23 protein-coding genes are annotated in these 24,375 nt (G+C 45.7%); 21 read left to right on the forward strand and 2 right to left on the reverse strand.

Features of this window, described 5'->3' with window-relative positions; translation table 11 throughout:
• The first annotated feature begins 48 nt into the window (after positions 1 to 48).
• The 7 genes from ffh to ACE3K2_RS07010 all read left to right on the forward strand — a co-directional run bounded on the left by ffh (position 49) and on the right by ACE3K2_RS07010 (position 5,536).
• Positions 49 to 1,425, forward strand: a complete 1,377-nt coding sequence (ffh, locus tag ACE3K2_RS06980) for a signal recognition particle protein (protein ID WP_062833767.1) — start codon at positions 49 to 51, stop codon at positions 1,423 to 1,425.
• 53 nt (positions 1,426 to 1,478) lie between these two features.
• Positions 1,479 to 1,751, forward strand: coding sequence for a 30S ribosomal protein S16 (gene rpsP / locus ACE3K2_RS06985; protein ID WP_017689219.1), 273 nt, complete (start codon positions 1,479 to 1,481; stop codon positions 1,749 to 1,751).
• Between the two features lie 23 nt (positions 1,752 to 1,774).
• Positions 1,775 to 2,005 carry a KH domain-containing protein gene (locus ACE3K2_RS06990; RefSeq protein ID WP_017689218.1) on the forward strand — a complete coding sequence of 77 codons (231 nt, stop codon included), beginning with the start codon at positions 1,775 to 1,777 and terminating at the stop codon, positions 2,003 to 2,005.
• Positions 2,006 to 2,297: 292 nt separating this feature from the next.
• The gene (gene rimM, locus ACE3K2_RS06995; protein WP_091031941.1) at positions 2,298 to 2,810 is read left to right on the forward strand and encodes a ribosome maturation factor RimM; all 513 of its coding nucleotides are present in this window, start codon (positions 2,298 to 2,300) and stop codon (positions 2,808 to 2,810) included.
• A gap of 1 nt (position 2,811) precedes the next feature.
• On the forward strand, positions 2,812 to 3,579 hold the full coding sequence (gene trmD / locus ACE3K2_RS07000; RefSeq protein ID WP_421888486.1) for a tRNA (guanosine(37)-N1)-methyltransferase TrmD: 768 nt from the start codon (positions 2,812 to 2,814) through the stop codon (positions 3,577 to 3,579).
• Between the two features lie 185 nt (positions 3,580 to 3,764).
• Positions 3,765 to 4,139 carry a VOC family protein gene (locus ACE3K2_RS07005; protein WP_421888488.1) on the forward strand — a complete coding sequence of 125 codons (375 nt, stop codon included), beginning with the start codon at positions 3,765 to 3,767 and terminating at the stop codon, positions 4,137 to 4,139.
• A gap of 149 nt (positions 4,140 to 4,288) precedes the next feature.
• Positions 4,289 to 5,536, forward strand: a complete 1,248-nt coding sequence (locus tag ACE3K2_RS07010; protein WP_421888490.1) for a hypothetical protein — start codon at positions 4,289 to 4,291, stop codon at positions 5,534 to 5,536.
• Between the two features lie 3 nt (positions 5,537 to 5,539).
• Here the strand turns inward: ACE3K2_RS07010 and ACE3K2_RS07015 are convergent, their stop codons facing one another.
• Positions 5,540 to 6,505: a polysaccharide deacetylase family protein gene (locus ACE3K2_RS07015; RefSeq protein ID WP_421888492.1), complete on the reverse strand. Its 966-nt coding sequence runs from the start codon at positions 6,503 to 6,505 to the stop codon at positions 5,540 to 5,542.
• 401 nt (positions 6,506 to 6,906) lie between these two features.
• On the opposite strand from ACE3K2_RS07015, the gene rplS reads away from it, so the two are divergent.
• The 9 genes from rplS (at position 6,907) to ACE3K2_RS07060 (ending at position 15,591) form a co-directional block, all read left to right on the forward strand.
• Positions 6,907 to 7,248: a 50S ribosomal protein L19 gene (gene rplS, locus ACE3K2_RS07020; RefSeq protein ID WP_024630190.1), complete on the forward strand. Its 342-nt coding sequence runs from the start codon at positions 6,907 to 6,909 to the stop codon at positions 7,246 to 7,248.
• A 304-nt stretch (positions 7,249 to 7,552) separates the two neighbouring features.
• The gene (lepB, locus tag ACE3K2_RS07025; protein ID WP_421888494.1) at positions 7,553 to 8,173 is read left to right on the forward strand and encodes a signal peptidase I; all 621 of its coding nucleotides are present in this window, start codon (positions 7,553 to 7,555) and stop codon (positions 8,171 to 8,173) included.
• 30 nt (positions 8,174 to 8,203) lie between these two features.
• On the forward strand, positions 8,204 to 9,067 hold the full coding sequence (gene ylqF, locus ACE3K2_RS07030) for a ribosome biogenesis GTPase YlqF (protein ID WP_036670353.1): 864 nt from the start codon (positions 8,204 to 8,206) through the stop codon (positions 9,065 to 9,067).
• Between the two features lie 463 nt (positions 9,068 to 9,530).
• Positions 9,531 to 10,232: a ribonuclease HII gene (locus ACE3K2_RS07035; protein ID WP_421888497.1), complete on the forward strand. Its 702-nt coding sequence runs from the start codon at positions 9,531 to 9,533 to the stop codon at positions 10,230 to 10,232.
• Between the two features lie 30 nt (positions 10,233 to 10,262).
• Positions 10,263 to 12,329, forward strand: coding sequence for a DNA ligase (locus tag ACE3K2_RS07040; RefSeq protein ID WP_421888499.1), 2,067 nt, complete (start codon positions 10,263 to 10,265; stop codon positions 12,327 to 12,329).
• The gene (locus ACE3K2_RS07045; RefSeq protein WP_124114058.1) at positions 12,326 to 12,637 is read left to right on the forward strand and encodes an EscU/YscU/HrcU family type III secretion system export apparatus switch protein; all 312 of its coding nucleotides are present in this window, start codon (positions 12,326 to 12,328) and stop codon (positions 12,635 to 12,637) included. Before ACE3K2_RS07040 ends, ACE3K2_RS07045 begins: the two co-directional genes overlap by 4 nt.
• Positions 12,631 to 13,029: a YraN family protein gene (locus ACE3K2_RS07050; RefSeq protein WP_421888501.1), complete on the forward strand. Its 399-nt coding sequence runs from the start codon at positions 12,631 to 12,633 to the stop codon at positions 13,027 to 13,029. Before ACE3K2_RS07045 ends, ACE3K2_RS07050 begins: the two co-directional genes overlap by 7 nt.
• Before the next feature lie 537 nt (positions 13,030 to 13,566).
• Positions 13,567 to 14,742, forward strand: a complete 1,176-nt coding sequence (locus ACE3K2_RS07055) for a carboxypeptidase-like regulatory domain-containing protein (RefSeq protein WP_421888503.1) — start codon at positions 13,567 to 13,569, stop codon at positions 14,740 to 14,742.
• A 297-nt stretch (positions 14,743 to 15,039) separates the two neighbouring features.
• Positions 15,040 to 15,591, forward strand: coding sequence for a nitroreductase family protein (locus tag ACE3K2_RS07060; RefSeq protein WP_421888505.1), 552 nt, complete (start codon positions 15,040 to 15,042; stop codon positions 15,589 to 15,591).
• Between the two features lie 232 nt (positions 15,592 to 15,823).
• Here the strand turns inward: ACE3K2_RS07060 and ACE3K2_RS07065 are convergent, their stop codons facing one another.
• Entirely contained in the window at positions 15,824 to 17,434 is a 1,611-nt protein-coding gene (locus ACE3K2_RS07065) for a YifB family Mg chelatase-like AAA ATPase (protein WP_421888507.1), read from the reverse strand.
• 479 nt (positions 17,435 to 17,913) lie between these two features.
• On the opposite strand from ACE3K2_RS07065, the gene ACE3K2_RS07070 reads away from it, so the two are divergent.
• From ACE3K2_RS07070 to topA, 5 genes are all read left to right on the forward strand, one after another.
• Positions 17,914 to 18,369 carry a MarR family winged helix-turn-helix transcriptional regulator gene (locus ACE3K2_RS07070; RefSeq protein WP_421888509.1) on the forward strand — a complete coding sequence of 152 codons (456 nt, stop codon included), beginning with the start codon at positions 17,914 to 17,916 and terminating at the stop codon, positions 18,367 to 18,369.
• 242 nt (positions 18,370 to 18,611) lie between these two features.
• Positions 18,612 to 19,772: an ADP-forming succinate--CoA ligase subunit beta gene (gene sucC, locus ACE3K2_RS07075; RefSeq protein WP_062833782.1), complete on the forward strand. Its 1,161-nt coding sequence runs from the start codon at positions 18,612 to 18,614 to the stop codon at positions 19,770 to 19,772.
• Positions 19,773 to 19,835: 63 nt separating this feature from the next.
• A complete protein-coding gene (gene sucD, locus ACE3K2_RS07080) occupies positions 19,836 to 20,765 on the forward strand; it encodes a succinate--CoA ligase subunit alpha (protein WP_036609382.1) in 930 nt (309 codons plus the stop codon).
• A gap of 245 nt (positions 20,766 to 21,010) precedes the next feature.
• Positions 21,011 to 22,141: a DNA-processing protein DprA gene (gene dprA / locus ACE3K2_RS07085; RefSeq protein ID WP_421888512.1), complete on the forward strand. Its 1,131-nt coding sequence runs from the start codon at positions 21,011 to 21,013 to the stop codon at positions 22,139 to 22,141.
• Positions 22,142 to 22,255: 114 nt separating this feature from the next.
• On the forward strand, positions 22,256 to 24,355 hold the full coding sequence (gene topA / locus ACE3K2_RS07090) for a type I DNA topoisomerase (RefSeq protein WP_421888514.1): 2,100 nt from the start codon (positions 22,256 to 22,258) through the stop codon (positions 24,353 to 24,355).
• Positions 24,356 to 24,375 lie beyond the last annotated feature (20 nt).

Genomic DNA, 24,375 nt, shown 5'->3' on the forward strand with positions numbered 1-24,375 from the left:
GAACGTATTGGTCTTAAAAACAGTAATAAAGCTTAAGGAGGTGGGATCATGGCATTTGAAGGATTAACGACCCGATTACAGAATGTGTTCAGCAAGCTGCGCGGCAAAGGCAAGGTATCTGATGAAGATGTAGCCGAGGCTATGCGCGAGGTACGTCTGGCATTGCTCGAAGCGGATGTAAACTTCAAAGTGGTCAAGGAATTCATCGCCAAGGTGAAAGAGAAGGCTGTTGGCAAAGAAGTGATGGAGAGCTTCACGCCAGGAATGGTCATCATCGACATCGTTAACAAGGAACTAACGGATTTGATGGGTGGAAGCCAGGCCAAACTGGCTAAAGCAAACAAACCGCCTACGGTGCTGATGATGGTTGGTTTGCAGGGTGCTGGTAAAACAACCACATCAGGTAAACTGGCTAAAATGCTGCAAAAGCAAAACAGCAGACCATTGCTTGTTGCAGGTGATATTTATCGTCCGGCAGCGATCAAACAGTTGCAAGTACTTGGCGAGCAGATCAAAGCGCCGGTATTCACACTGGGAGATCAGACAAGCCCTGTTGAGATTGCACGTCAAGGTCTTCAACACGCCAAAGATAACGGTAATGACTATGTTATTATCGATACAGCTGGACGTCTGCATGTTGATGAAGAGCTGATGGAAGAGCTTCGCCAGATTCACAGCGTAGTGAATCCGGATGAAGTACTGCTTGTCGTGGACAGCATGACAGGTCAGGATGCGGTTAACGTAGCGGAACACTTTAACCAGCAGCTTAATCTGACCGGGGTTGTCCTGACGAAGCTGGATGGTGATACTCGTGGTGGTGCTGCGCTTTCTGTCAAAGCAGTTACGGGTTGTCCAATCAAGTTTGCTTCCCTTGGAGAAAAACTTGACGCTTTGGAGCCGTTCCACCCGGAACGGATGGCTTCACGGATTCTCGGTATGGGTGATATGTTATCTCTGATTGAGAAAGCACAATTAAACATTGATACCGATAAAGCCAAGGAAATGGAACGGAAGATGCGTAATGCAGAATTCACGTTTGAAGATTTCCTGGAGCAGATGGATCAAGTGAAAAAGCTGGGACCAATCGATCAGATCATGGATATGATTCCCGGCATGGGCAAGATGAAACAAGCCAAGGACTTGAAGGTTGATGATAAACAGATGGGCCGGATTGAAGCGATCGTTTACTCAATGACGACCGAAGAGAAACGCAACCCGGACATGATTAACCATAGCCGTCGGAAGCGTATTGCTACCGGAAGCGGAACATCTCTGGCTGAAGTAAATCGTCTAATCAAGCAATTTGATGAGATGCGCCGCATGATGAAACAGTTCTCGGATATGATGGGACCTAAAGGCGGTAAAAATAAAGCGATGAAGCAGCTTAAAGGTATGGGTAAAGGAATGAAGTTTCCTTTCCGTTGATTTAAGCGAAGCTGGATCATATACAGATTTCATTGAAGGAGGTGAATTTTCAAATGGCAGTTCGTATTCGTCTGAAACGTATGGGTGCTCACAAAGCTCCTTTCTACCGCGTAGTGGTATCGGATTCCCGTTCCCCACGTGACGGTCGTTTTATCGAGGAGATCGGTTACTACAACCCGGTTGAACAACCGGCTGTTGTTAAGATCGATGAAGATAAAGCATTGGCATGGCTTCAAAACGGTGCACAAGCATCTGACACTGTCCGCAACTTGCTTAGCAAAGCGGGCGTGATGAAGAAGTTCCACGAGTCTAAATTATCTAAATAAAGTGCTGATTCGGAGGGTCATCTATGGAAGAATTAGTAAGCATAATTGCTAAGGCTTTAGTCGATCATCCGGAAGATGTGACGGTTCGGACGGTTGAGAAAGACCGGCTTGTCGTTTATGAGTTAACCGTTCATCCTGACGATGTCGGGAAGGTTATTGGTAAACAGGGACGAATCGCGAAGTCACTTCGTACGGTCGTCACATCAGCAGCAGTTAAGATGGATAAACGGGTTACCGTTGATATCATATCTTAAAGATATACGAAAGGGGGTTAGGATGCATGTCCTAGCCCCTTTTCGTGCATGCTGAAACTTAAATAATATGATTGAAATAGCTCGTTAAGTATGATTATTTGCGGAAGTAGTGAAGGGTACGGAATCGATTCTGAAGAAGCGTCAGCGCTCGCCTTTATCACCGGATTTTCACCTTTAAAAATAATTAAAAAAATTAGGGGATAACAGCGATCCGAAGAACGATCCGTAACCGGAACGGTCGCATGGAGATCATCAAATATGAGTACCATATGAATGGATTTTAGGAGGAAATATGGCAGAGTTTATGAATGTAGGTAAAATCGTTAATACGCATGGAATTCGCGGTGAGGTGAGAATCATGCCTTTAACCGACTTCCCGGAAGTGCGTTTCGCGAAAAATGCAGAGTTGTTTTTCTTTACACCAGATAATCATCCAGTCATGGTTAACGTGGAATCTTCACGTTTGCATAAAAATATGTATATTCTTCGTCTGAAAGAGTATGGAAATATTAATGAAGTAGAGAAGTTTAAAGGCGGCATGGCCAAAGTGTTAAAAGAGAACCTGGCTGAGCTGGACGAAGGTGAATACTACTTCCATCAAATCGTTGGGTGTTCGGTCATCACCGAAGAGGGTGAAACGCTCGGAACGATCTCTGAAATACTGACTCCTGGTGCCAATGATGTATGGGTTGTCAAGACACCGGCAGGCAAAGAAGTGCTGATTCCCGTTATTGATGATGTAGTGCTTGATGTGGACATCGAACAGAAGCAAGTGAAGATTCACCTGATGGAAGGGCTGCTGTAACATGAAAGTGGATGTATTAACGCTATTTCCAGAGATGTTTGACGGTGTGTTCGGAGCAAGCATTCTGGGCAAAGCTCAAACGAAGGGGCTGGTATCCCTCGGTGCAACCAACTTCCGTAATTATGCGACCAATAAACATAATACAGTAGATGATGCTCCTTACGGTGGGGGTGGGGGGATGGTGTTAAAACCAGATCCGATCTTTGCTGCTGTAGAAGATGTTCTGGAGCAACGCGGAGAAGCTGCGGCAACGATGAAACCTCCACGGATCATTCTAATGTGTCCGCAAGGTGAGACGTTTACACAAAAAAAAGCAGAAGAACTTGTGCAGGAAGATCATCTGATTTTTATATGTGGACATTATGAAGGTTACGATGAGCGAATCCGCGAATTTCTCGTAACGGATGAACTATCCATTGGTGATTACGTACTCACTGGTGGGGAGCTACCTGCAATGGTTGCGATTGACAGTATCGTACGTCTTATTCCTGGTGTGCTTGGCAATGAGACAAGTGCCGTAACGGATTCATTCAGTACTGGACTCCTCGAATATCCACACTACACGCGTCCACCTGAGTTTAGGGGCATGAAAGTACCGGATATGCTGTTGTCGGGACATCACCTTAACATTGAGGCGTGGCGCAGGGAACAGTCGTTGCTTCGTACGCTGGAGCGCAGACCGGAGATGTTGGAAACGGCCGACTTGACGGAGAAAGAACGAATTTGGCTGAAAAAAATACGCTCAGATCGTAAACATAGCACAGAGTAAATATACGTATCGTATAAAACACGTTAATATTTTTTAGAGTTCAAAACGGCTGACCTTGATACCCAAGGTTGGCTTTTTTTTGTGTATGTTGAGAAGAAGGTGGATTTTCATTGGTATATTCTATAAAATAGAATTATAATTAATGAAACTTAGTTTCATCAAGTGAAACTAAAGGTGGTGTATGAATGACTTACCGTATGATTGGTCTTGATCATATTCAGCTCGCAGCACCAGAAAGTTGTGAAGCGGAAGCACGTCATTTTTATAATAACGTGTTGGGCTGGACGGAGATTCCTAAACCTGAAATCCTAAGAAAACGGGGTGGTGTATGGTTCGAGTGTGGCAGACACCAAGTTCATATTGGAGTACAAAAAGATTTTGTTCCCGCTACAAAAGCTCATCCGGCATTTCATGTACAGCATTTGGATCAGTTGCGTGATCATCTGATTCATAACCATATTCATATTGTCGATGACGAAGCAAGGGTTGAGGAAGGTGTAAGGCGTTTCTATATAAATGACCCATTTGGTAATCGGCTTGAGTTTTTAGAGTGGGTTTAAATCATTCGTTTAAAAATCGTTTATGGTTGATGTGGACAGTTTTGCAGCTTTGAACTTTTTTGCATAAGTACTAATCAGGGTTGTAAAAAACCGGAATTTTATTTATGGTGAACTCAGTTGGAACTGAATAACAACTGAGGGGGAAGGTTATGAATCATCAACCTTATGAAATCGCCAAAATAGATATTAGCCAAGCCGGAGAACGCTGCAAAATGCTTTTGGGAGATCTGGATGGAGATGGCAGACTTGAAATGTTGCTGGTACAGGCAGATGGAGGCATCGACGATCGGTATGTCCCGCATCAGGTATGCTGTTTGACTGCGTTTGATCTGGAAGGAATATTACTATGGCAGGTGGGAACTCCTGATCCCGATGCAGGTGGTCCAGGCTCAGACTATCCTGCTCAGATCGCAGATTGGGACGGGGATGGAACTAATGAAGTTTTGTGTGTCATGGACAAACAATTTATCGTGTTGGATGGCCGGACCGGAGAGGTCAAAGAAACACATGATCTGCCAGGTGATGAAGCACATGACTGCATTATTCTTGCCAACCTGACAGGTAACCAGCAAAAAATGGACATTATACTGAAAGACCGCTATAGAACGTTATGGGCACTCGACCATGATTTTAATTTGTTATGGAAGCATGAGGGGAATCCAGGACATTTTCCATGGGTATACGATATTGATGGAGACGGGAAGGATGAAGTGATGGCCGGATATGACATGTTGGACCATGATGGGAAGTTATTATGGTCTTGTCATAATCTTGATGATCATGCCGACTGTATATGGTTTGGAGACATTGACGGTGATGGGGAAGTTGAGGTTGTTATCGGGGGCAGTGTTACGGTCATGATGGACCGCTACGGTAATGAGAAGTGGCGTTATGAAGATTCGATTGAATCTCAGCATATTGCACTGGGCCATTTTATTGCTGAAATGGAAGGTTTACAGATTGCAGGTCTGGACCGGATTGTCCGGGGGGATGAGCAGGGTAAGGATGGGATGTTCATGCTGGATAGGGAAGGGAAGGAAATATGGAAAGAAAATCGCACGACCCGTGGCTGGTTAACCATTATAGAGCCTGTATGTAACTGGGATGAAGGTGGACTCGATTATATTTTGGCGTATCGCCGCGGCGGGGATGTGTTGCCTTCTTTGGTAGATGGAAATATGAAAACGGTTACTGAATTTCCAAAAGAGGGATATGCAGTACATGCAGATTTGGTTCAGACTGGACAGGAACAGATTATCATCTATGACACACAGGAAGCGGTGGTTTACTCCAATTCTCCGTTGACATTAACATTAACGGATACAAAAAGAGCCAAGCCACAGCTTAAAAGGCTGTATAACTCGACTCTGTATCCGGGCGGTGAAGTACAAGTCTAGGTTTCACTGGTCATTCTCCGATGAAGGTAGTCCGTTCTGCAGCCTAGATTCGGGTTGAAGCAAGGACGCCAAGTCAGTACCTGTCGTGACCGTCAAACGAGGCAGTTTCATGGGATGATCGCCTGGATGAACAAATCCGGAGCGTACGGTAAAGGCCATACGATATCCATGTTGCTCTAACTTGTAGATCATCTGTGTACTGGTATAACCAAAAGGGTAAGCCAAATAAGGTGTGTCTATTCCGGTTTCCTTCATTTGCTGGATATCATCATCCAGAAGGCTGGTGTCCAGACCGACAGGTACGCTGTTGCCACAGCGCATAAACCCCTTGTGATGCAAGTTGTAGGTATGGCTGTTAAATTCAAATACGTCAGTTGCTGCCTGCATCTCTGGTTTGGAGATGAAACTTTTTTTGGCAGGGTCAAATTCCGAAGGCTGATCTTGGATTTTGCTGCCAATGACAAACAATGAGGCGTGGAAATTATATTTTTGAAGTACAGGGTAGGCTAACGTATAATTGTTCTGGTATCCATCATCAAAGGTAATCACAATAGATTTTTGTGGTAAGGAAATCTTCCCGCTAACATATTGCTCAAGCTGATCCAGTGTAACCGTATGGTAGCCTTCATCATGCAGGTATTTCATATTTTGCTCGAAATCCTCCAGATTAATGATGGATTTATTGCCTGTCTCGTGATTGTTCAGTTTGGGTTCTATGTAATGATACATCAGTACAGGAACTTCTGTAGCGGTACCTTGTTCAATCTTGAAGGTAGAACGATCCAGCACAGATGGGCTAGAGAAGTCAGTGTGTGACAGCTGGAATGCTTTGCGTTTGACTATGTCCCAGGATGTGCAGGCTTTGTGTGACAGTGCATTCGTTGGATGGGTTACGGCATATGCATATAGTGTAATGGAGCATGTAAGTATGGCGAGTAAGACAAGTGTGATCTTTTTCCAATATTTCATGAGTCTTGGGGTTCTCCTTTTAAAGTGATCAATAAGTTATATCATAGACGATATTACTACACGGGAAGTTACAGTATTTTTTCCTGTATCAGGTTGACTTGCAGATGAGAGCGCTGATTTACGATCCATATGGGAGTAATCTGAAGCGAATAGCTGACTTGATAAAACTAACTAGTTCAACGTTCTCTGCTGTCCATTACTATACTTTAGTGGGATAATAGTGAGTTTCAGCGTTGCTGATTGATCAATAGGCATTTTGTTTAATTTCTCTTGTGTTTTGATATGCTGCGTGATACAATAAGTCTGTTATGTGGAATACGGCGGTCCTCTATGGATAATGAAGGAGACAAGGTGATCTCTGGAAGAAGTATGAACGCCTGTACGGAAGGAGGGAGTCATAGATGAATATCGTTCAAGCGATTACACAAGAACAACTTCGTAAGGATATTCCGAGTTTTCGTCCTGGTGACACTTTGAAAGTGCACGTTAAGGTAATCGAGGGAACTCGTGAGCGTATCCAATTGTTCGAAGGTGTTGTGATTAAACGCCGTGGTGGTGGAATCAGTGAGACTTTTACAGTTCGTAAAATTTCTTACGGTGTAGGTGTGGAAAGAGCTTTCCCGCTTCATTCCCCAAAAATCGATAGAATCGAAGTGGCTCGCCGTGGTAAAGTGCGTCGTGCGAAGCTTTATTATCTTCGTGAACTACGCGGTAAAGCAGCGAGAATTAAAGAAATTCGTTAATATAACGGATACCGGGAAGGGCTTGGAGACAAGCCCTTTTCGTTTTTGTCCGGGAAAAGTTGAACCGGAGGTACACTTCCGAGTAAAATGGTATGGCAACACATGTGGGGAATAGTCCGGGAGGCTTGTAAAATCAGTTATTGAAAACATTTGAATTGTGGATTAAATGTACTGTAATGCTTGGTGTAAGATTACATAACTGATGTGAATGTTTTGTATCCATCCCTTGAGTTATTGGAACGATACAGAATGCTGGATGTGTGTACTGCTATAAACATGTACTGTGAAGAGAGGAAGATCTTGAATGGAACAAGAAGTTCAACATGACCGGGGCAATCTTGCCGAAGAGAAAGACAGTCGATCCAAAAAAGCCAAAAATGAGATTGTTGAATGGCTTAAAGCCATTGTTATCGCATTAGTTCTCGTCATTCTGATTCGGTGGTTGCTCTTCAAACCGTTTGTTGTGGACGGACCGTCCATGCAGCCGAACTTTGAAACGGGTGAACGTGTGATTGTCAACGAAATCTTATATGATATCAGAGAACCGAAGCGTGGTGAAGTTATCGTCTTCCACGTACCATCCGAAGGTCGAGACTTCATTAAACGTGTTATTGCTGTAGAAGGTGATACGGTTGAGGTTCAAGGCGATACGGTGATGGTTAACGGCAAAAAGGTTGATGAAACGTATATTCAAGGAGCCATTGATGCTGCAGAAGCAAATGGTGGAACCTATAACGTGAAGAATTTCCCGAATGAGCAATTCCCTGATGGCAAAGTGCCGGCGGGTCATGTGTTTGTCATGGGAGACAATCGTCCAAATAGTACAGACAGCCGTATGATTGGTTATGTTTCGTTAGAAGATATTATTGGTCGTGCAGATGTTATTTTCTGGCCGATCGGTGAGATTAAGTGGATTAACCACTGATATTGAAGTAAATAATGAGGTGAAGACAAGGTGACGATACAATGGTTTCCAGGTCATATGACTCGAGCCAGACGCCAGATTCAGGATAAGTTAAAGCTCATCGACGTGGTCATCGAACTGTTGGATGCCCGTCTGCCTGTCTCCAGCCGTAATCCGATGATTGACGAAATATTGCTGGATAAACCCCGGATGATTTTGTTGAACAAGTCGGATTTGGCAGATGCCAAAGTGACGCAAGAATGGATTGAATATTTCAAAAAAGAAGGAATTACCGCCTTTCCTGTGGATGCCTCGACTGGCACCAATGTTAAAGACATCCCGGTACAGGCAAAGCTTCTTCTGAAAGAAAAAATTGACCGTCAAATTGCTAAAGGGATTAATCCTCGTGCGGTTCGCGGGTTGATCGTAGGGATTCCCAATGTAGGTAAATCCACGCTGATTAACCGACTGGCTGGACGGAGCATTGCGTTAACAGGAGATCGTCCTGGTGTGACGAAGGGGCAACAATGGATTAAGGTAGGCAAAGAAATGGAGCTATTGGATACTCCGGGTATTCTTTGGCCCAAGTTCGAAGATCAGAATGTAGGATATCGTCTTGCCGTAACAGGTGCAATCAAAGAGGAAATTCTGAATGCAGAGGATATCGCCTTTTTTGGAATCAGTTACCTGATGCGTTATTACTGGGACGCTCTGGAAGAGAGATACGGACTTCAGGAGTTCTCCAAGGATGCAGATGATTCAGACAGTGTTATTGCGATTATGGAACAAGTCGGCCGTATCCGTGGTTGTGTTGTGAGCGGTGGACGGATTGATCTGGAAAAGGCATCGCGAGCATTTCTGCGTGAACTGCGAGCGGGTAAAATGGGACGTTTCTCGATGGAAGCCCCCTATTAAAAAAAATGGACTTTACATGATGAAGATCATTATCTTTATCTGTTTATTTCATATATCCAAGTGCCGAAAGAAGCGGCCGTTACCGGATTACCGGGAACGGTCTTTTTTTGTGTATAAAACGGGGGATTGGAGTTGGATTCACGTTCAAAACGATTAAAAATGGAAGAGGATTGAAGAACAGTACGCTTAATGGAATTGACTGAACTATATATCAGGTGATTCTAAATCGTGCTATGATGAATGGTGGTGCAATTTAGATTAGACGAGGTCTGGTATATTCAATTTAAACCATCAAATACCGATAAATGAAGACATCACTATCTTTATTATTGTAAACCTCAAGGAAAAGTTTTGCTGGGTGAGACAGGTTGTACAGAACAAAGACAGAGAATCTACGTCTATATTATACAAAGTTGTAAGTGATACGCATGCTGAAAAAGCGTGGGTAGAGGAGATGAGCGTTATGGTTGAAAATAATGAAGAGATCGGGTTGAATCTACTGGATACCCCGATTGGACCAAAGAAGAAAAAAGAAGCCAGTGAACCGCGGGACCTGCTGCTCTATGAGCGGGAGTATTGGGAGAGTGGATTTGAACGTATTGCTGGTATTGATGAGGTAGGACGGGGCTGTTTGTTTGGGGATGTTGTCGCAGCTGCGGTTATTTTACCGAAGGATCTCGTCTTGGAAGGTGTGAATGACTCCAAGAAATTAACGGAGAAAAAACGTGATGCACTATATGACGTCATTATGGAAAAGGCCCTGGCGGTAGGTATCGGATACGCGGATGCAGAGACGATTGATCGGCTTAATATAAAACAGGCTGCGAGACTTGCGATGAAACGGGCTGTTGAAGCCTTGGGAGAAACTCCTGATTATATGCTGGTGGATGCTGAGAAGGTGGATGTAAATGTACCTCAACTGTCCATCATTAAAGGTGACGCTAATAGTCAATCGATCGCAGCGGCATCTATTATTGCCAAGGTAACGCGAGATCGGCTGTGTAAGGAAGAATGGGATACGTTATATCCGGAATATGGTTTGTCAATACATAAAGGATATGCAACAAAAGTTCATCGGGAGCAAATTATGGCATTGGGGGCAACCCCGATGCATCGGCGCAGTTTTCTGGGCAATCTGCTTGGAGAACAGCATTCGTTGTTTTAACACAGGTTTGAAGGAAGGAGGGGGAGAAATTTGAATATCGGTTCCATGATAAAGGGGTTAATGGGAGATAGTAAGCCCGGCAATGCCAAGCCGCTTGAATTAAAGGAAGGTCAGGTGGTTCGTGGCTCCGTCGTTAGTGTATCCGATGATGGGGGAGAAGCAGTTCTGCAGATTCAAGGTGTGCAGGTGCGCGCCAAGTTGGAGACTCCGCTCCGTCCGGGTGAGACCACGTTGCTTCAAGTGCAGCCTCCAGGTGAAAATGGCATAACGGTAATGAAACCAATGTCGGGAACACTTGCTGAGCTGCCACAAGCTTCGCTGAACAACCTGCTTAAGGATGTAGGACTGCCGGATACAAAAGGGAACCGGGAACTGTTACTTGCCATGCAGCGTAGCGGTTTGCCACTCACGAAGGATAATGTGGCTATGGTCCAGAATATGATGACTGCCAAACCTGCACAGGTCCCTGTGGAAGAATGGGTGCAGGCGACAGGAATTGCTTTTCAGCGTGGTCTTCCAGTTACGGCGGAAACAGTAAAAGGATTACACCAGACGGTGTTTGGCCCCCCTCTGCACCAGTTGTTAAGCGGGTTGGCTGATCAGTTGGAAACGATGTTGACTCAAACAACAGGTAAACCGGTACTGACAGGAGAACAATCTGCTACGTTGAAACCAGCAGTCATGGCTGCTGTACCTGTATCGCCAAATGCAGCTCAGATGGATGAAGGATTGACTGCATCAGGCAATGGTCGCCTGGTGGGCGGGACTGGAACCGGAGCACCAGCTTTGCCAACGCAGCAAGGACAAGCGGCGTTGGCGGGAGCCATATCCATGACGGATGATGGGGCAGAAGATGCAGGTACTATGGGGAAAGGAAACATGCAGGTTGGTGGAGGCGCAGGAAATGCTGAAGCTGCGACGAAGACAGTTGCCAGCAACGTTGAAACGGCTGGCAAAGGTGGTGCGAGTATTCCGTCAGGAACCGGAATACCTGGAGAGAGCCCGCGTGGTGCTGACGCGGGTGGTACAGGTGGGAGCCGCCCGGGTACACCAGGGGCGGCAGCTGAATCTGTGGCTGGCCGTGCAAATGCAAGCCAGCCTGAAGCAGGCGCGGCCGGTCGGGCTGACGGCCGCGCTGAAACGCCTGCTGCTGCAGGGACGCAGTCCGCAGCAGGCCAGGCGGCGCCAGCAGCGCCTACGGCAGCACAGCTGGCGCCCAAGCTGCTGGCGCTGCTGGACGCCCTGCGCAGCGCGTCCATTGCCGCACCGGCACAGCCTGGTGCGGCAGCACAGGCCGCCCCTGCATCGCAGGGCGGCCAGGCGGCTGCGGCTGCCGGAGGCGTGCCGCAGCCGTTGCCAGCCGGCGCTGATGCGCCGCCGGCTGGCGGTAGTGCCGCAGCACCTGCGGGAGCTGCGGCAGTGCACGCGCCTGTCACCCACGAGGGGGACCCGTGGGTGGGGCGCGTGCTGAAGCTGCTCGGTGCGGAGCACGAGCAGCAGGCCGTTCACGGCGCGGCAGCGCAGCCGCGCGTGGGGGATGCGGCGAGTCCGGCAAATGCGGACACGCTGAAGGGCTTGCTGCTGCAGCTTGCCAGCAGCGATGGTGCACCGGCGGCGCTTAAGGATGCCGCTGGACAGGCGGTGCAATATCTGACAGGTCAGCAGTTGTTGCTGACGACAGATCGCAGTGCTACCTTTGCACAGATGCACTGGTTTATTCCGATCACCGGACCGGACGGGGAAGAAACGGCGTCTGTTCAGATTCAGTCACGTCGTGGACCACGTGGAGAGCTGGATGCGTCCAACTGCCGTCTATGGTTTGATCTGGATATGAAAAGTCTTGGGCCAACTCTGGTAGATGTACATGTAGTGAATAACATTGTCAGTCTGCGTGTATTAAATGATCGTGAAGGAATGGGACCGCTCCTGGAAAGCGGAAGAGAGGTAATTCATCAGGCATTGGACAAGCTGGGTTATCAACTGCTTACCTTCAAGGCGGAACCATGGCCTGTAGGTCAGGAACCAGGTGCGGAACGAAAAACGAGGGCCTCGGACTATAGTCCTGAACGATACAAAGGGGTGGACTTGAAGGTATGAAAGACGAGTCGTCACAACCGGATCTGCTCTCCAAAAAGGCGGTTGCCCTAAAATATGTTCCTGGAGAGAGCGAAGCACCTGTTGTTGTAGCCAAGGGGCGCGGCAAAGTGGCAGAAGCCATTCTGGATAAAGCCAGAGAAAACGGTGTGGCTGTTCAGGAGGATGCAGCACTTGTGGAGGTGCTCTCTAAGTTGGATCTGGATGAACAGATTCCAGCTGAACTGTATCAACTGGTCGCGGAAGTGCTAACGTATGTCTACCGTGCAGATCGACTGGCCTCAGGACGAGAGGAAAATGAGTCATGGTAGAACGTAAATTGGGCCAGGGGAAGGATCTGAAGCTCACACGGCAGCAGAAGGGTCGATTAGGTGAAGAGGTTGCCTGTCAATGGTTGCGAGAGAATGATTATCGGATCATTAGACAGAACTGGCGTTGCCGTAGCGGGGAGATTGACATCATTGCTTCCTCCGAGGACCTGATCGTTTTTGTAGAAGTAAGGAGCAGAAGTGGAGCCGCTCAGTACGGTACACCTCAGGAATCGGTTGATATGCGTAAAATGCAGCAGGTGCGCTCCACCGCATCCGTTTATTTGCAAATGACGGGAGAGACGGAACGCCAGATCCGTTTTGATGTAATTGCTGTAATGCTTGATCAAGCGGGAGAGACTGTCTCTGTGAATCATATTGTTAATGCTTTTTAAGAATTACACGAAAAATCATTGCAGTGTTTAAAGATACGATAAGTATCGTTTTGATATGGAAACATAGGTTATTTCAAAGACAAGTTTAATTATGTCCTATCTTTACATTTGATTGAGTTTTGAAATTAGTCATTAAACTAAAGCCGTAGTTCCTCATCATACAGGGACTGCGGCTTTTTTTGATTTAACTATGAAATGATAAAACAGAGGAAACAAGCATCAATAATAAAATCATTGTATTTCAGAAATTTATAGATACAAAATGTATCATTTGTAATAAAATAAAAAAGTTGAAATTTAAAGAGAGGTTGGTGGGATGTATGAAAAAGCTTCAGAATACTTCGAACATCACAGGAAAACGAGCATGGGAGTGTCCTCGGATGGAAGTGTTGGATATCAGTGACACCATGAACGGTGGGCAAGGGATTTGGCAGTATGTTTGGGACGGAGAATTCTGGAAGCTTGAGCTTTTAGTTAGTTAAGAGAGGTTAAGAGAAACGTTAGATCCATAAATATATAGCGAGGTGTAGTGAGAAGATGCATACTAGTATCAAATGGATGATTCGACTAAGTGTACTACCTTTATGTTTCATTTTGTTCGGAATCATGTACCCTGGCGTTTCTTATGCAGCCGATCCGTCTACACAGGCAAAGGTATCAGGCAAAGTTACGGATCCTGAAGGATATCCGATCCAGGATGCAACAATTAAGTATTCCCTTAGATACCAAGGGGAAGAGACTAAAAAAAGCGTGAAGACAGATGGTACTGGAAGTTATTCCATCCTTGAGTATGTTCAGGATTATACGGAGATTAGTTTTATCATTGAAGCAGAGGGCTATGTGACAGACAGGCACCGTAATACCTACTACTTATCAGAAGGGGAACATATTCTGGTTAATTTCGAACTATATGAACCTTCCACGATTGTAGGGTCTGTAACCGATCATACAGGTAAGCCGGTTCCGGATGCTCTTGTCAAAGTAACGGGTGCCCTGGATCGTCCGGTGAAGACAGACCAGCAAGGCAGGTATACCGTTACGGGCATTGATTACGACTATAATCCAAACATTGCAATCTGGATCGATTCTGCCGATTATTTGCTGTATGAACAGGATCGTTTGAATGTTCAGCCTGGAAAAACCTTAATCGTAGATGTTGTTTTGACAGAAGCAGCACACGTCCGGGGGAAAGTTGTAGATGAGGCAGGCAATCCAGTCAGTGGAGCTAAAGTGAATGCCGGAGTCTCGGCAACTACGGATGCTCAAGGCAACTATTTTATTAAGCGTGTGCCAACAGGCGCCAGAATAATAACGGGGGAAGCATCAGGATACTTAAAATCCAGCCTGAACGTTACTCTCGTACAAGGAGATCATAATACGTTTAATATCGTACTTAAGAAAGATGCAGATGTTACACCTCCAGTAACCAAGTACAGATTAGTTCCGATCACAGATATCGTAAACGGGAAGACATATATCAAAGGATTTACATTCAGACTCCAGGCAACGGACGAAGTCAAAGGTTCGGGTGTAAAAACAACACAATATCGAATCAATGGGGGAGAATGGAAGAACTATGAAGGACCCGTCAAGTTTTATGCTCCCGAGGTCAAGGTGGTAGAGTACTTCAGTACAGATGTTGCAGGAAATCAGGAGAAGTACAACAAAATGGATTTTGTTAAAGGGACATTTGAAGGTGCTGGTGCATACTGATTCAATCATTAACGTGATCGTAATATCGTAATGATGCAAGATTACGAGTTCAAATGGACGGCTCCGACTTGATGATCGCCATTAGTGGATCAGGATTCGGCGTCGTTTTTATCATTCTCAGCGCATGTATTTTTGGTAGTTGTGGCGCCATCCCTTTGAATCTCCTGAGCAGAAGGGTGTATAATCAAGGATGTAATCTGGCGTTTTAATCTTTTAATTTGTTATAAACGAATTGTTCAAGACCGTAAGCCATTGTTACGGTTCCGAATCATAATTATAAAAAGGGAGGTACGGCCGATGAGTAAAGCTACGAAAACAACAAATGAAGTCAGAGAGGCGATTCAAAATCGTCGCACAGTGAAAAAATTTAAAAAAGAAGCTGTTCCTACACAGCAAATCATAGAGTTGCTGGACACCGCAGTCTGGGCTCCTAACCATAAACTGCGTGAACCTTGGAGATTTTTATTGTTTACCGGGAATGGGCGGAAGAAACTGGCTGAGGCTATTGACGCAGAAATGGGAGAAGACAATAAATTCTCAGCCAATATTATGCAAGTCCCAGCCGTTATGCTTGTTGTTTTGGAGGAAGATCCAAGACAGAATATTTGGGACGAAGACTTCGCTGCAGTAAGTGCGTTGGTTCAGAACTTTATGCTTGCAGCCTGGAGTGAAGATATTGGTACGTTCTGGGTGACCAAGCCATTTTTGTACGCTCCCAAATTCCGCAAACCGCTTGGAATAGAGGCGGGTGAGAAGATTATAGGCATGGTTTATATGGGATATCCTGATGTTATTCCTTCTGCCAAAGAACGTACACCTGCGAAGGACAAACTGACTCTTTTTGAATAATGGATGATTGTAATACGCAGCTTCACATGCCCTATCAGTTTCAAATAAATTGACGTACAAGTACCTTTCTTTACAAAAGAGAGGCCTTGTACGTTTTTTCGTCATGTGGACATATCCGTATATTAAAACCTGCACAATACATCCGTCTTGACCGCGCTCTTCAGTCTACAGGTTGATGATGACCCTGTCGTTATCTTTTGGTATGTAAACCTGTTCTTCCTTCATATGCTTCTCAAAATAAATTAAGATCCAACTGACGATACTGTATGGCTTCAGCCACGTGTGCTGTCACAATCTCACCCTCATGGTCCAGATCGGCAATGGTCTGTGCCATTTTGATAATTCGATCATGTGCACGCATGCTCAGGTTTAATGTTTGCAGCGTTTGCTCTAACAGTTGCTCTGCCTCTTGAGGGAGATGGATCGTTTTTCGTAAAAGCGTGCCCGAAAGCTGGCTATTCCAACGAACCGAACTTTGGGCATAACGTGTAGCCTGAATTTGATGCGCATGAATGACTTTTGCCTGCATTTCTTCAGAGGAAGGGGAAACAGCAGACTTGCGCCACTCGCCTGGTAGAGGAACCTCAACCTGAAGATCAATGCGGTCCAGCAATGGTCCTGAAATTTTGGCGCGGTACGCGGCAACACGTGCTGGACTACATATGCAGCGCTGCTCTTCCGAATGAGCGGATAAATAACCGCAGGGACAGGGATTCATGGAACATGCAAGCATGAACTGGGCCGGAAAGGTGAATGCAGCACGAGCCCGGCTAATTGTCACTGTGCGATCCTCTAACGGCTGTCTTAATACCTCCAGCACTTGGCGCTGGAATTCAGGTAATTCATCCAGAAACAATATGCCCCGGTGGGCAAGGCTCACTTCACCCGGTTTTGGGATACCGCCGCCTCCAATCAGACCGGAGGTGGATATCGTGTGGTGAGGGGAGCGAAAAGGTCTGTCTGCAATGAGGCCATGAGGCGCTTCTTTTAACTTGCCTGCGGCACTTAATACTTTGGTTACTTCTAACGCTTCATCTTCTGACAAAGGCGGAAGGATGGTAGGCAAACGTTTGATTAACATCGTTTTGCCCGTGCCTGGCGGTCCAACGAGCAGTATATTATGCATGCCTGCTGCAGCAATCATAAGCGCGCGTTTTACATGATGCTGCCCCAGAACATCACTATAGTCATCTGCCAATAATGGTGTTTGACTCGACTTTTTATCCGCCATCTTGTGAGTATTATCTGTTACAGGAGCAACGAGGTGAGCATAATTTTTCAACACGACTGGTCCTGCATTCGAATGATTTGGTATTCCCACTGAACTGGCGGATTGATCTGGGTTTTCCGGAGTTATATCCTGCAAATGACGAATGCCAAACACCTGGATACCTCGAATCAATGACGCTTCCTCCACGTTATCCAAAGGCAGGAGCATGGACGTAAAGCCTTGTCGTTTGGCCAGATCCACCATGGATAAAATGCCAGGCACGGACCTGACCGAGCCGTCCAATGCCAGTTCGCCAACCACGAGTGTCCGTTCCTGGGGAGGAAGGACAAGCTGGCCGCTTGTCATAAGTAAACCCATAGCAATGGCTAGATCAAAGGAAGATCCCTCCTTGCGCAAATCAGCGGGGGCCAGATTGATTGTGATCCGCTGTAACGGATACTGATATCCGCAGTTTTTAATCGCTGCCCGAACACGTTCAACGGCCTCCCGAATGGCTGAATCCGGTAAGCCGATGATGGATGTCTGTGGCAGACCATTGGATAAATCGGTTTCCACTTCGATCAGAACACCATCAATTCCGTACAAACACGCACTGTGCAATTTCCCGTACATGACAAAGAAACACCTCACTCGATTCTTGACTCCGCATAACACGGGCCAGTCTACGAATTAAGGTGCTTCCTCAGCTTCTACTAAGCATTTTATATAAAAGGAATCATGGAGTCAACCTGTCCATATCATTGCTGTAGTCATTATTCCTGATCCCTGAATTTTAATTCTGGAAGGAAATCATTAAATAGCCTTGGTGAAAATGGTCTACACATAAACTTTCATTATGATTATCAATTGGGCTCGAGAAAACATGAATCTATTCCATGGCCCTTATGTATTATTTTTAATGAATTATGAGAGTGCACTTGCTGGTCCTCGATATCTATTATATTTTACACAATCTAATTTAACATAATTAAATTGAATAGTAAAATCATTTGTGCTCAATTATTCTGTTTTTTTTCTAATTTGTGATAAGATAGATTTATAGTTCCTTTTTATAAGGAATAGAATGCACAATAGGCAGGTGAGAAAGACATATGCAGACTGACAGTTTGAAGCTGGATAACCAATTATGCTTTGCCATATATGCTTGTTCACGTGAGATTACGAAGATGTACCAGCCTTATTTAGAGGTACTTGGCGTAACATACTCCCAGTATTTGGTGTTGATGGTATTGTGGGAGCGTGAAGAATGTACGGTTAAAGAGATCGGGGAGGCGCTCTATCTCGATTCGGGAACATTGACACCACTTCTCAAACGGTTGCAGTCAGCAGGACTTATTAATCGCGAACGCTCGGCTCAGGATGAACGAAAAGTATTAATTACATTAACCGACTCCGGCCGTGAGTTGCGAAACAAGGCATTGTCCATACCTGCAGCCATTCAGGGAGACGCGTGTTTGAACAGTACAGAGTTTGAATCTTTGCTGGGTCAGTTCAAAGGGTTGCTGGAAAAAGTTCACGAAACCAACACTAACGCAGCCAAAAAATAAAGTGTAGTTTTATATCAGGAAACCTTAGCTTATAGCTAAGGTTTTTTCCATATATACCCAAGCATTCACAATATGGGATCATACCCATATCAAAATACTGTCTATTAACCATTAATTTTTTAAGGAAAGCGTTTTAAAAACGTGTTACAATGAATTGGGTTTAAGTGAAAATAGTCAACATTTGTCTTTTGTTAGTCTACCAACCCGCCTTGTTGCAGTCATGTTGATAGGAGGATTCGAGAATGAATATCCATGAATATCAAGGAAAAGAAGTACTGAAACAGTATGGAGTTACCGTTCCAAACGGAAAGGTTGCTTATACAGTCGATGAAGCGGTTGCGGCCGCAGAGGCACTGGGCAGTCCGGTGACTGTTGTTAAAGCGCAAATTCACGCAGGTGGCCGGGGTAAAGCCGGCGGCGTAAAAGTGGCGAAGAGTACGGATGAAGTTCGTGCCTATGCTTCCGAAATTCTGGGTAAAGTATTGGTAACACACCAGACTGGACCAGAAGGCAAAGAAGTGAAACGTCTTCTGATTGAAGAAGGATGCGATATCCGCAAAGAGTATTATGTGGGTGTTGTTGTGGACCGTGCCACAGGCCGTGTAGTAATGATGGCTTCCGAAGAAGGCGGTACCGAGATTGAAGAAGTAGCTGAAGCTACACCTGAGAAAATTTTCAAAGAAATTATTGACCCTGCTATTGGATTGCAAGTGTTCCAGGCTCGTAAACTGGCTTACAGTATTCAAATCCCGAATGAACTGGTGAACAAAGCCGTGAAGTTCATGCTTGCACTGTACACTGCATTTGTCGAAAAAGATTGCTCTATTGCCGAGATCAATCCTCTCGTTGTTACCGGAGATGGAAACGTTATCGCTCTAGATGCGAAATTGAACTTTGACTCCAACGCCCTGTTCCGTCACAAAGACATTTTGGAACTCCGTGATCTGGACGAAGAGGATGAAAAAGAAATCGAAGCTTCCAAATACGACCTCAGCTACATAGCACTTGATGGCAACATCGGCTGTATGGTCAATGGTGCGGGACTTGCGATGGCAACGATGGATATTATCAAATACTACGGTGGAGACCCCGCCAACTTCCTTGACGTTGGGGGCGGTGCTACAACGGAGAAGGTGACCGAGGCATTCAAGATTATCTTGTCCGATGCCAAAGTAGCTGGGATCTTTGTTAACATTTTCGGTGGCATCATGCGCTGTGATGTTATCGCCAATGGTGTTGTTGAAGCCGCGAAGCAGCTTGGCCTGACCAAACCGCTGGTTGTTCGTCTTGAAGGAACTAACGTGGAGCTTGGCAAACGTATTCTGGGTGAATCTGGCCTGAATATTGTTCCCGCTGATTCCATGGCCGATGGTGCACAGAAAATTGTTGCCCTCGTAAAATAAGTTCATTCCTTAGTACCGGAGCTGTCCGGGAATTGAAAAATAACCGTAAGGATGTGAAGCAACGTGAGTATTTTGATCGATAAAAATACAAAAGTCATTACGCAAGGCATTACGGGTTCAACGGGAATGTTCCACACGAAGGGCGCATTGGACTACGGAACCCAGATGGTAGGCGGAGTTACACCGGGTAAAGGCGGAACGAATGTGGATATCACGTTGGAAGACGGCACAGTAGCCAGTCTGCCGGTGTTCAACACGGTGCAGGAAGCGAAGGAAGCCACAGGCGCAACAGCGAGCGTCATTTACGTTCCTCCGGCATTTGCAGCAGATTCCATTATGGAAGCTGTTGACGCAGAGCTGGACCTCGTCATCTGTATTACAGAAGGTATTCCGGTTCTTGATATGATCAAGGTTGACCGCTTCATGGAAGGTAAAAATACTGTCCTGATCGGACCGAACTGTCCAGGTGTCATTACACCGGGCGAATGTAAAATCGGTATCATGCCTGGTTATATCCACATGGCAGGACATGTTGGCGTTGTTTCCCGTAGTGGAACACTTACCTATGAAGCCGTTCATCAACTGACGACGCGTGGTATTGGACAATCTTCTGCTGTAGGAATCGGGGGAGACCCTGTAAAAGGTTCTGAGTTCATTGATATCCTCAAACGATTCAATGAAGATCCACAGACTCATGCAGTCATCATGATTGGTGAGATTGGGGGTACAGCTGAAGAGGATGCCGCAGATTGGGTTCGTGAAAACATGACCAAACCGGTTGTTGGATTTATCGGTGGCGTAACAGCGCCTCCAGGCAAACGGATGGGCCATGCTGGCGCTATTATCTCTGGCGGTAAAGGTACAGCCAAAGAGAAAATTGCGAAGCTGGAATCTTGTGGTATCAAAGTAGCGCCAACACCTGCTGAGATGGGCTCCACTTTGGTGAGTGTACTTGAAGAGCGCGGTATTTTGAATTTGTGCACGACACATTAATTCTTTTTCGTTATAATAGAAGAAACGGCTCGGAAATGAACCATTTCTGCTAGACCGACTATTATGTATACGGAAAAGGTAAGCAACCTTTTGTCCTTGAACAGGGCGAAGGGTTGCTTTTTTGCGTTTTTTTACGGGGGAAAAGGGGAGAAGTTACTTCTCATCTTCGTAAACGCTTGCAATCCGTGACTACATAACACACAATATGAGGGAAGATTCTCTTCCCGCTCTGGGAGGTTTATGGTATGGAAGAACGATGGATCTTGTTTGGGTTGCATGAGATGGAAGGTGTAGGCAAGAAAACAATCTCGAAACTAGTTCAAGGACAACATCAATTGTCGGATCTCTTGAATTATGAGGAAGGTGACTGGACTGCGGCAGGTTTGCGCAAAGATCAGGCTGCCCGTCTGGCTAGTCGATTTAACCATAACTGGATTGAGTCTAAAAGAGAACACGTTTACAATCAGGGGATAGAGGTTATTACTTATCTGGATCAGAATTATCCCATATTAATGAAGGAAACCGTTCAGCCACCTTGGGTAATGTACGGTCGGGGAGATATTAGTTTGTTACACGCCCCTTCAATTGCGATGGTGGGTACTCGTATGCCGACCGTGTATGGACGCAAAGTTGGTGAGAAGCTGGCAGAACAATTATGCACTGCGGGACTGACGATTGTAAGTGGGCTTGCCCGCGGTATTGATAGTGTATGTCATGAATCCGTATTACGTGCCAAAGGAAAAACGATTGCCGTATTCGGAACAGGGATTGATCATATATACCCGCCCGAAAATACAAGCCTCGCCGAGCGAATCGCGGAGACGGGTCTGCTTTTGTCGGAATATCCTCCAGGTACGAGAGCACGCCAGGGGTTATTTCCGGAACGGAATCGAATCATTGCCGGCCTGACGCTGGGAACATTGGTTGTTGAGGCCGACATTCGCAGTGGTTCACTCATCACAGCAGATGCTGCGCTTGAATCAGGCAGGGACGTATTCGCAGTGCCTGGACCCATTACATCACCGAAGAGTCGGGGGGCACACAATCTAATCCGTCAAGGAGCCAAATTGGTCACTTGTGCAGCAGATATATTGGAAGAGTATCGTTTGGGCTTGCCAAATGCAGATCAACTTCCTTACAATAGAGGACGTTCGACCGAAACAACCGAGCCTTCTGGGCAAGGGATATTCGCTGAGGTTAAGCTCTCTCCAGATGAACAACGTGTGATTTATCTGTTGGAACAGGAGGAGCAATCACTGGATCAACTGGTTGAACAGCTAGGTTGGGATTTTGGACATTTGCATTCAGTTCTGTTATCTTTAATCATAAAAAAGCAGATTAGCCAATTACCAGGCACCAAATATGCGAGGGTCTGACGATGCTGCAACCTATGTAGCGTGTGGAAATATATAATTAGCTGAAGTTAAACTATGCATAAGCATACAGAAACAGTTACATGACAGTTTCATGACTGAGAGGAGGATGAACCTATGGCGGATGCACTCGTAATCGTGGAGTCGCCCTCAAAGGCGAAGACGATAGGCAAATATTTAGGCAGCAAGTTCATCGTGAAAGCTTCGATGGGACATGTTCGCGATTTGCCAAAGAGTCAGATCGGCGTTGAGGTGGAGAATGATTTTAATCCGAAATATATTACGATCCGCGGCAAAGGTTCAATTTTGAAAGAACTGAAGGATGCACGAAAGAAAGTGAAAAAAGTGTATCTCGCAGCTGACCCGGATCGCGAAGGCGAGGCTATTGCATGGCATTTGGCCCATGCTCTTGAATTGGACGAAACGGCAGATTGCCGGGTAGTATTTAATGAAATTACTAAACAGGCGGTCAAAGATGCGTTCAAAACGCCGCGGAAAATCAATATGGATCTGGTTAACGCGCAGCAGGCAAGACGTATTCTGGATCGGCTTGTTGGATATAAAATCAGTCCATTATTATGGAAAAAAGTTAAAAAAGGTTTGTCTGCCGGCCGGGTTCAGTCCGTAGCTGTGAAAATCATTCTAGATCGTGAAAATGAAATTGATGATTTTGAGCCGGAAGAATATTGGAGCATTACCGCCAAACTGACAGCAGATGGCAATCCGTTTGAAGCCAAGTTTCATAAATTGAACGGGGCCAAAACAGAGCTGGCTAGTGAAGCGGAAGTGCAAGCGATCTTGAAACAGATCGAAGGTGCAGACTTTACGATTAAGGAAGTGAAAGAGAAAGAACGGAGCCGTAACCCTTCCGCCCCTTTTACGACGAGTTCTTTGCAACAGGAAGCGGCTCGTAAATTGAATTTCAGAGCTTCCAAGACGATGTCGGTTGCCCAACAACTATATGAAGGTGTAGACCTTGGAAAAGAAGGCACAGTAGGTCTCATCACGTATATGCGTACGGACTCCACACGAATTGCGGCATCTGCACAAGAAGAAGCCAAAGAATATATCGTTGGGAAGTATGGGGAAGCATTTGCACCAGAAACACCACGAAATTATTCCAAAAAAGCAGCGAATGCTCAGGATGCGCATGAAGCGATACGCCCAACTTCCATTCTGCGTGATCCCGATTCAATCAAGTCATTCATGAGTCGCGATCAGTTCCGGTTGTATAAACTGGTGTGGGAACGTTTTGTAGCAAGTCAGATGTCTTCAGCTATCCTGGATACACTCTCTGTAGATATTGCTGCGGGGGACACGATTTTCCGTGCAGCAGGTTCTAAAGTGCGTTTCCAAGGTTTCATGAAGGTATATGTTGAAGGAAACGACGATGGCACAACCGATGAAGATCGTCTGCTGCCTCCGTTGAAAAGTGGAGATGTGCTTGAGAAACAGGAGATAGAGCCAAAACAGCATTTTACACAACCGCCACCGCGATATACGGAGGCAAGGTTGGTTAAGACGCTTGAGGAGTTGGGTATAGGGCGTCCGAGTACATATGCGCCAACGCTGGAGACCATTCAGAAGCGCGGATATGTTGCGATAGAGGAAAAGAAATTCATGCCGACCGAACTGGGTGAACTGGTCATTGAACAGATGGAAGAGTTCTTCCCGGAAATTCTGAATGTTGAATTTACCGCAAACATGGAAGGTGATCTGGACCATGTGGAAGAAGGTTCGGAGGATTGGGTCAAAGTACTCGCAGAATTCTACGAATCTTTTGAGAAACGGCTTGAGTTTGCGGAAGAAGAAATGAAAGAAATCGAGATTGAAGATGAAGTATCGGATGAGATCTGTGAGAAGTGCGGCAAACCGCTAGTTTATAAACTCGGACGTTTTGGCAAGTTTCTCGCGTGCTCTGGCTTCCCTGATTGCCGGAATACCAAACCGATTATCAAGGACATCGGCGTAACTTGTCCGAAATGTAAGGAAGGTCATGTTGTTGAGCGTCGTAGCAAAAAGGGACGCATTTTTTACGGTTGTGACAAGTATCCTGAATGTGATTTTGTCTCATGGGATAGACCTTCAGCCAAACCATGTCCAAGTTGCGGATCGTTAATGATTGAAAAGCGGAACAAAAAGGGAGCACGATTGCAGTGTACTTCATGTGATCATCAGGAGCCGGTGGATGAACCGGATGACGAATCAGCAGATTAGTATATATGTGAATCAATTAT

Source organism: Paenibacillus sp., assembly GCF_048976745.1.
GTDB lineage: Bacteria > Bacillota > Bacilli > Paenibacillales > Paenibacillaceae > Paenibacillus.

Excerpts from the sequence above, each read along its gene's own strand:
- lepB (WP_421888494.1), top strand. The coding sequence starts at position 7,553 with ATGGAACAAGAAGTTCAACATGACCGGGGCAATCTTGCCGAAGAGAAA.
- ACE3K2_RS06990 (WP_017689218.1), top strand. The coding sequence starts at position 1,775 with ATGGAAGAATTAGTAAGCATAATTGCTAAGGCTTTAGTCGATCATCCG.
- topA (WP_421888514.1), top strand. The coding sequence starts at position 22,256 with ATGGCGGATGCACTCGTAATCGTGGAGTCGCCCTCAAAGGCGAAGACG.
- ACE3K2_RS07055 (WP_421888503.1), top strand. The coding sequence starts at position 13,567 with ATGCATACTAGTATCAAATGGATGATTCGACTAAGTGTACTACCTTTA.
- ACE3K2_RS07050 (WP_421888501.1), top strand. The coding sequence starts at position 12,631 with ATGGTAGAACGTAAATTGGGCCAGGGGAAGGATCTGAAGCTCACACGG.
- ffh (WP_062833767.1), top strand. The coding sequence starts at position 49 with ATGGCATTTGAAGGATTAACGACCCGATTACAGAATGTGTTCAGCAAG.
- ACE3K2_RS07010 (WP_421888490.1), top strand. The coding sequence starts at position 4,289 with ATGAATCATCAACCTTATGAAATCGCCAAAATAGATATTAGCCAAGCC.
- sucC (WP_062833782.1), top strand. The coding sequence starts at position 18,612 with ATGAATATCCATGAATATCAAGGAAAAGAAGTACTGAAACAGTATGGA.
- ACE3K2_RS07065 (WP_421888507.1), bottom strand. The coding sequence starts at position 17,434 with ATGTACGGGAAATTGCACAGTGCGTGTTTGTACGGAATTGATGGTGTT.
- rimM (WP_091031941.1), top strand. The coding sequence starts at position 2,298 with ATGGCAGAGTTTATGAATGTAGGTAAAATCGTTAATACGCATGGAATT.
- ACE3K2_RS07035 (WP_421888497.1), top strand. The coding sequence starts at position 9,531 with ATGGTTGAAAATAATGAAGAGATCGGGTTGAATCTACTGGATACCCCG.
- ACE3K2_RS07045 (WP_124114058.1), top strand. The coding sequence starts at position 12,326 with ATGAAAGACGAGTCGTCACAACCGGATCTGCTCTCCAAAAAGGCGGTT.
- ACE3K2_RS07015 (WP_421888492.1), bottom strand. The coding sequence starts at position 6,505 with ATGAAATATTGGAAAAAGATCACACTTGTCTTACTCGCCATACTTACA.
- trmD (WP_421888486.1), top strand. The coding sequence starts at position 2,812 with ATGAAAGTGGATGTATTAACGCTATTTCCAGAGATGTTTGACGGTGTG.
- ACE3K2_RS07070 (WP_421888509.1), top strand. The coding sequence starts at position 17,914 with ATGCAGACTGACAGTTTGAAGCTGGATAACCAATTATGCTTTGCCATA.
- rplS (WP_024630190.1), top strand. The coding sequence starts at position 6,907 with ATGAATATCGTTCAAGCGATTACACAAGAACAACTTCGTAAGGATATT.
- ACE3K2_RS07060 (WP_421888505.1), top strand. The coding sequence starts at position 15,040 with ATGAGTAAAGCTACGAAAACAACAAATGAAGTCAGAGAGGCGATTCAA.
- rpsP (WP_017689219.1), top strand. The coding sequence starts at position 1,479 with ATGGCAGTTCGTATTCGTCTGAAACGTATGGGTGCTCACAAAGCTCCT.
- ACE3K2_RS07005 (WP_421888488.1), top strand. The coding sequence starts at position 3,765 with ATGACTTACCGTATGATTGGTCTTGATCATATTCAGCTCGCAGCACCA.
- dprA (WP_421888512.1), top strand. The coding sequence starts at position 21,011 with ATGGAAGAACGATGGATCTTGTTTGGGTTGCATGAGATGGAAGGTGTA.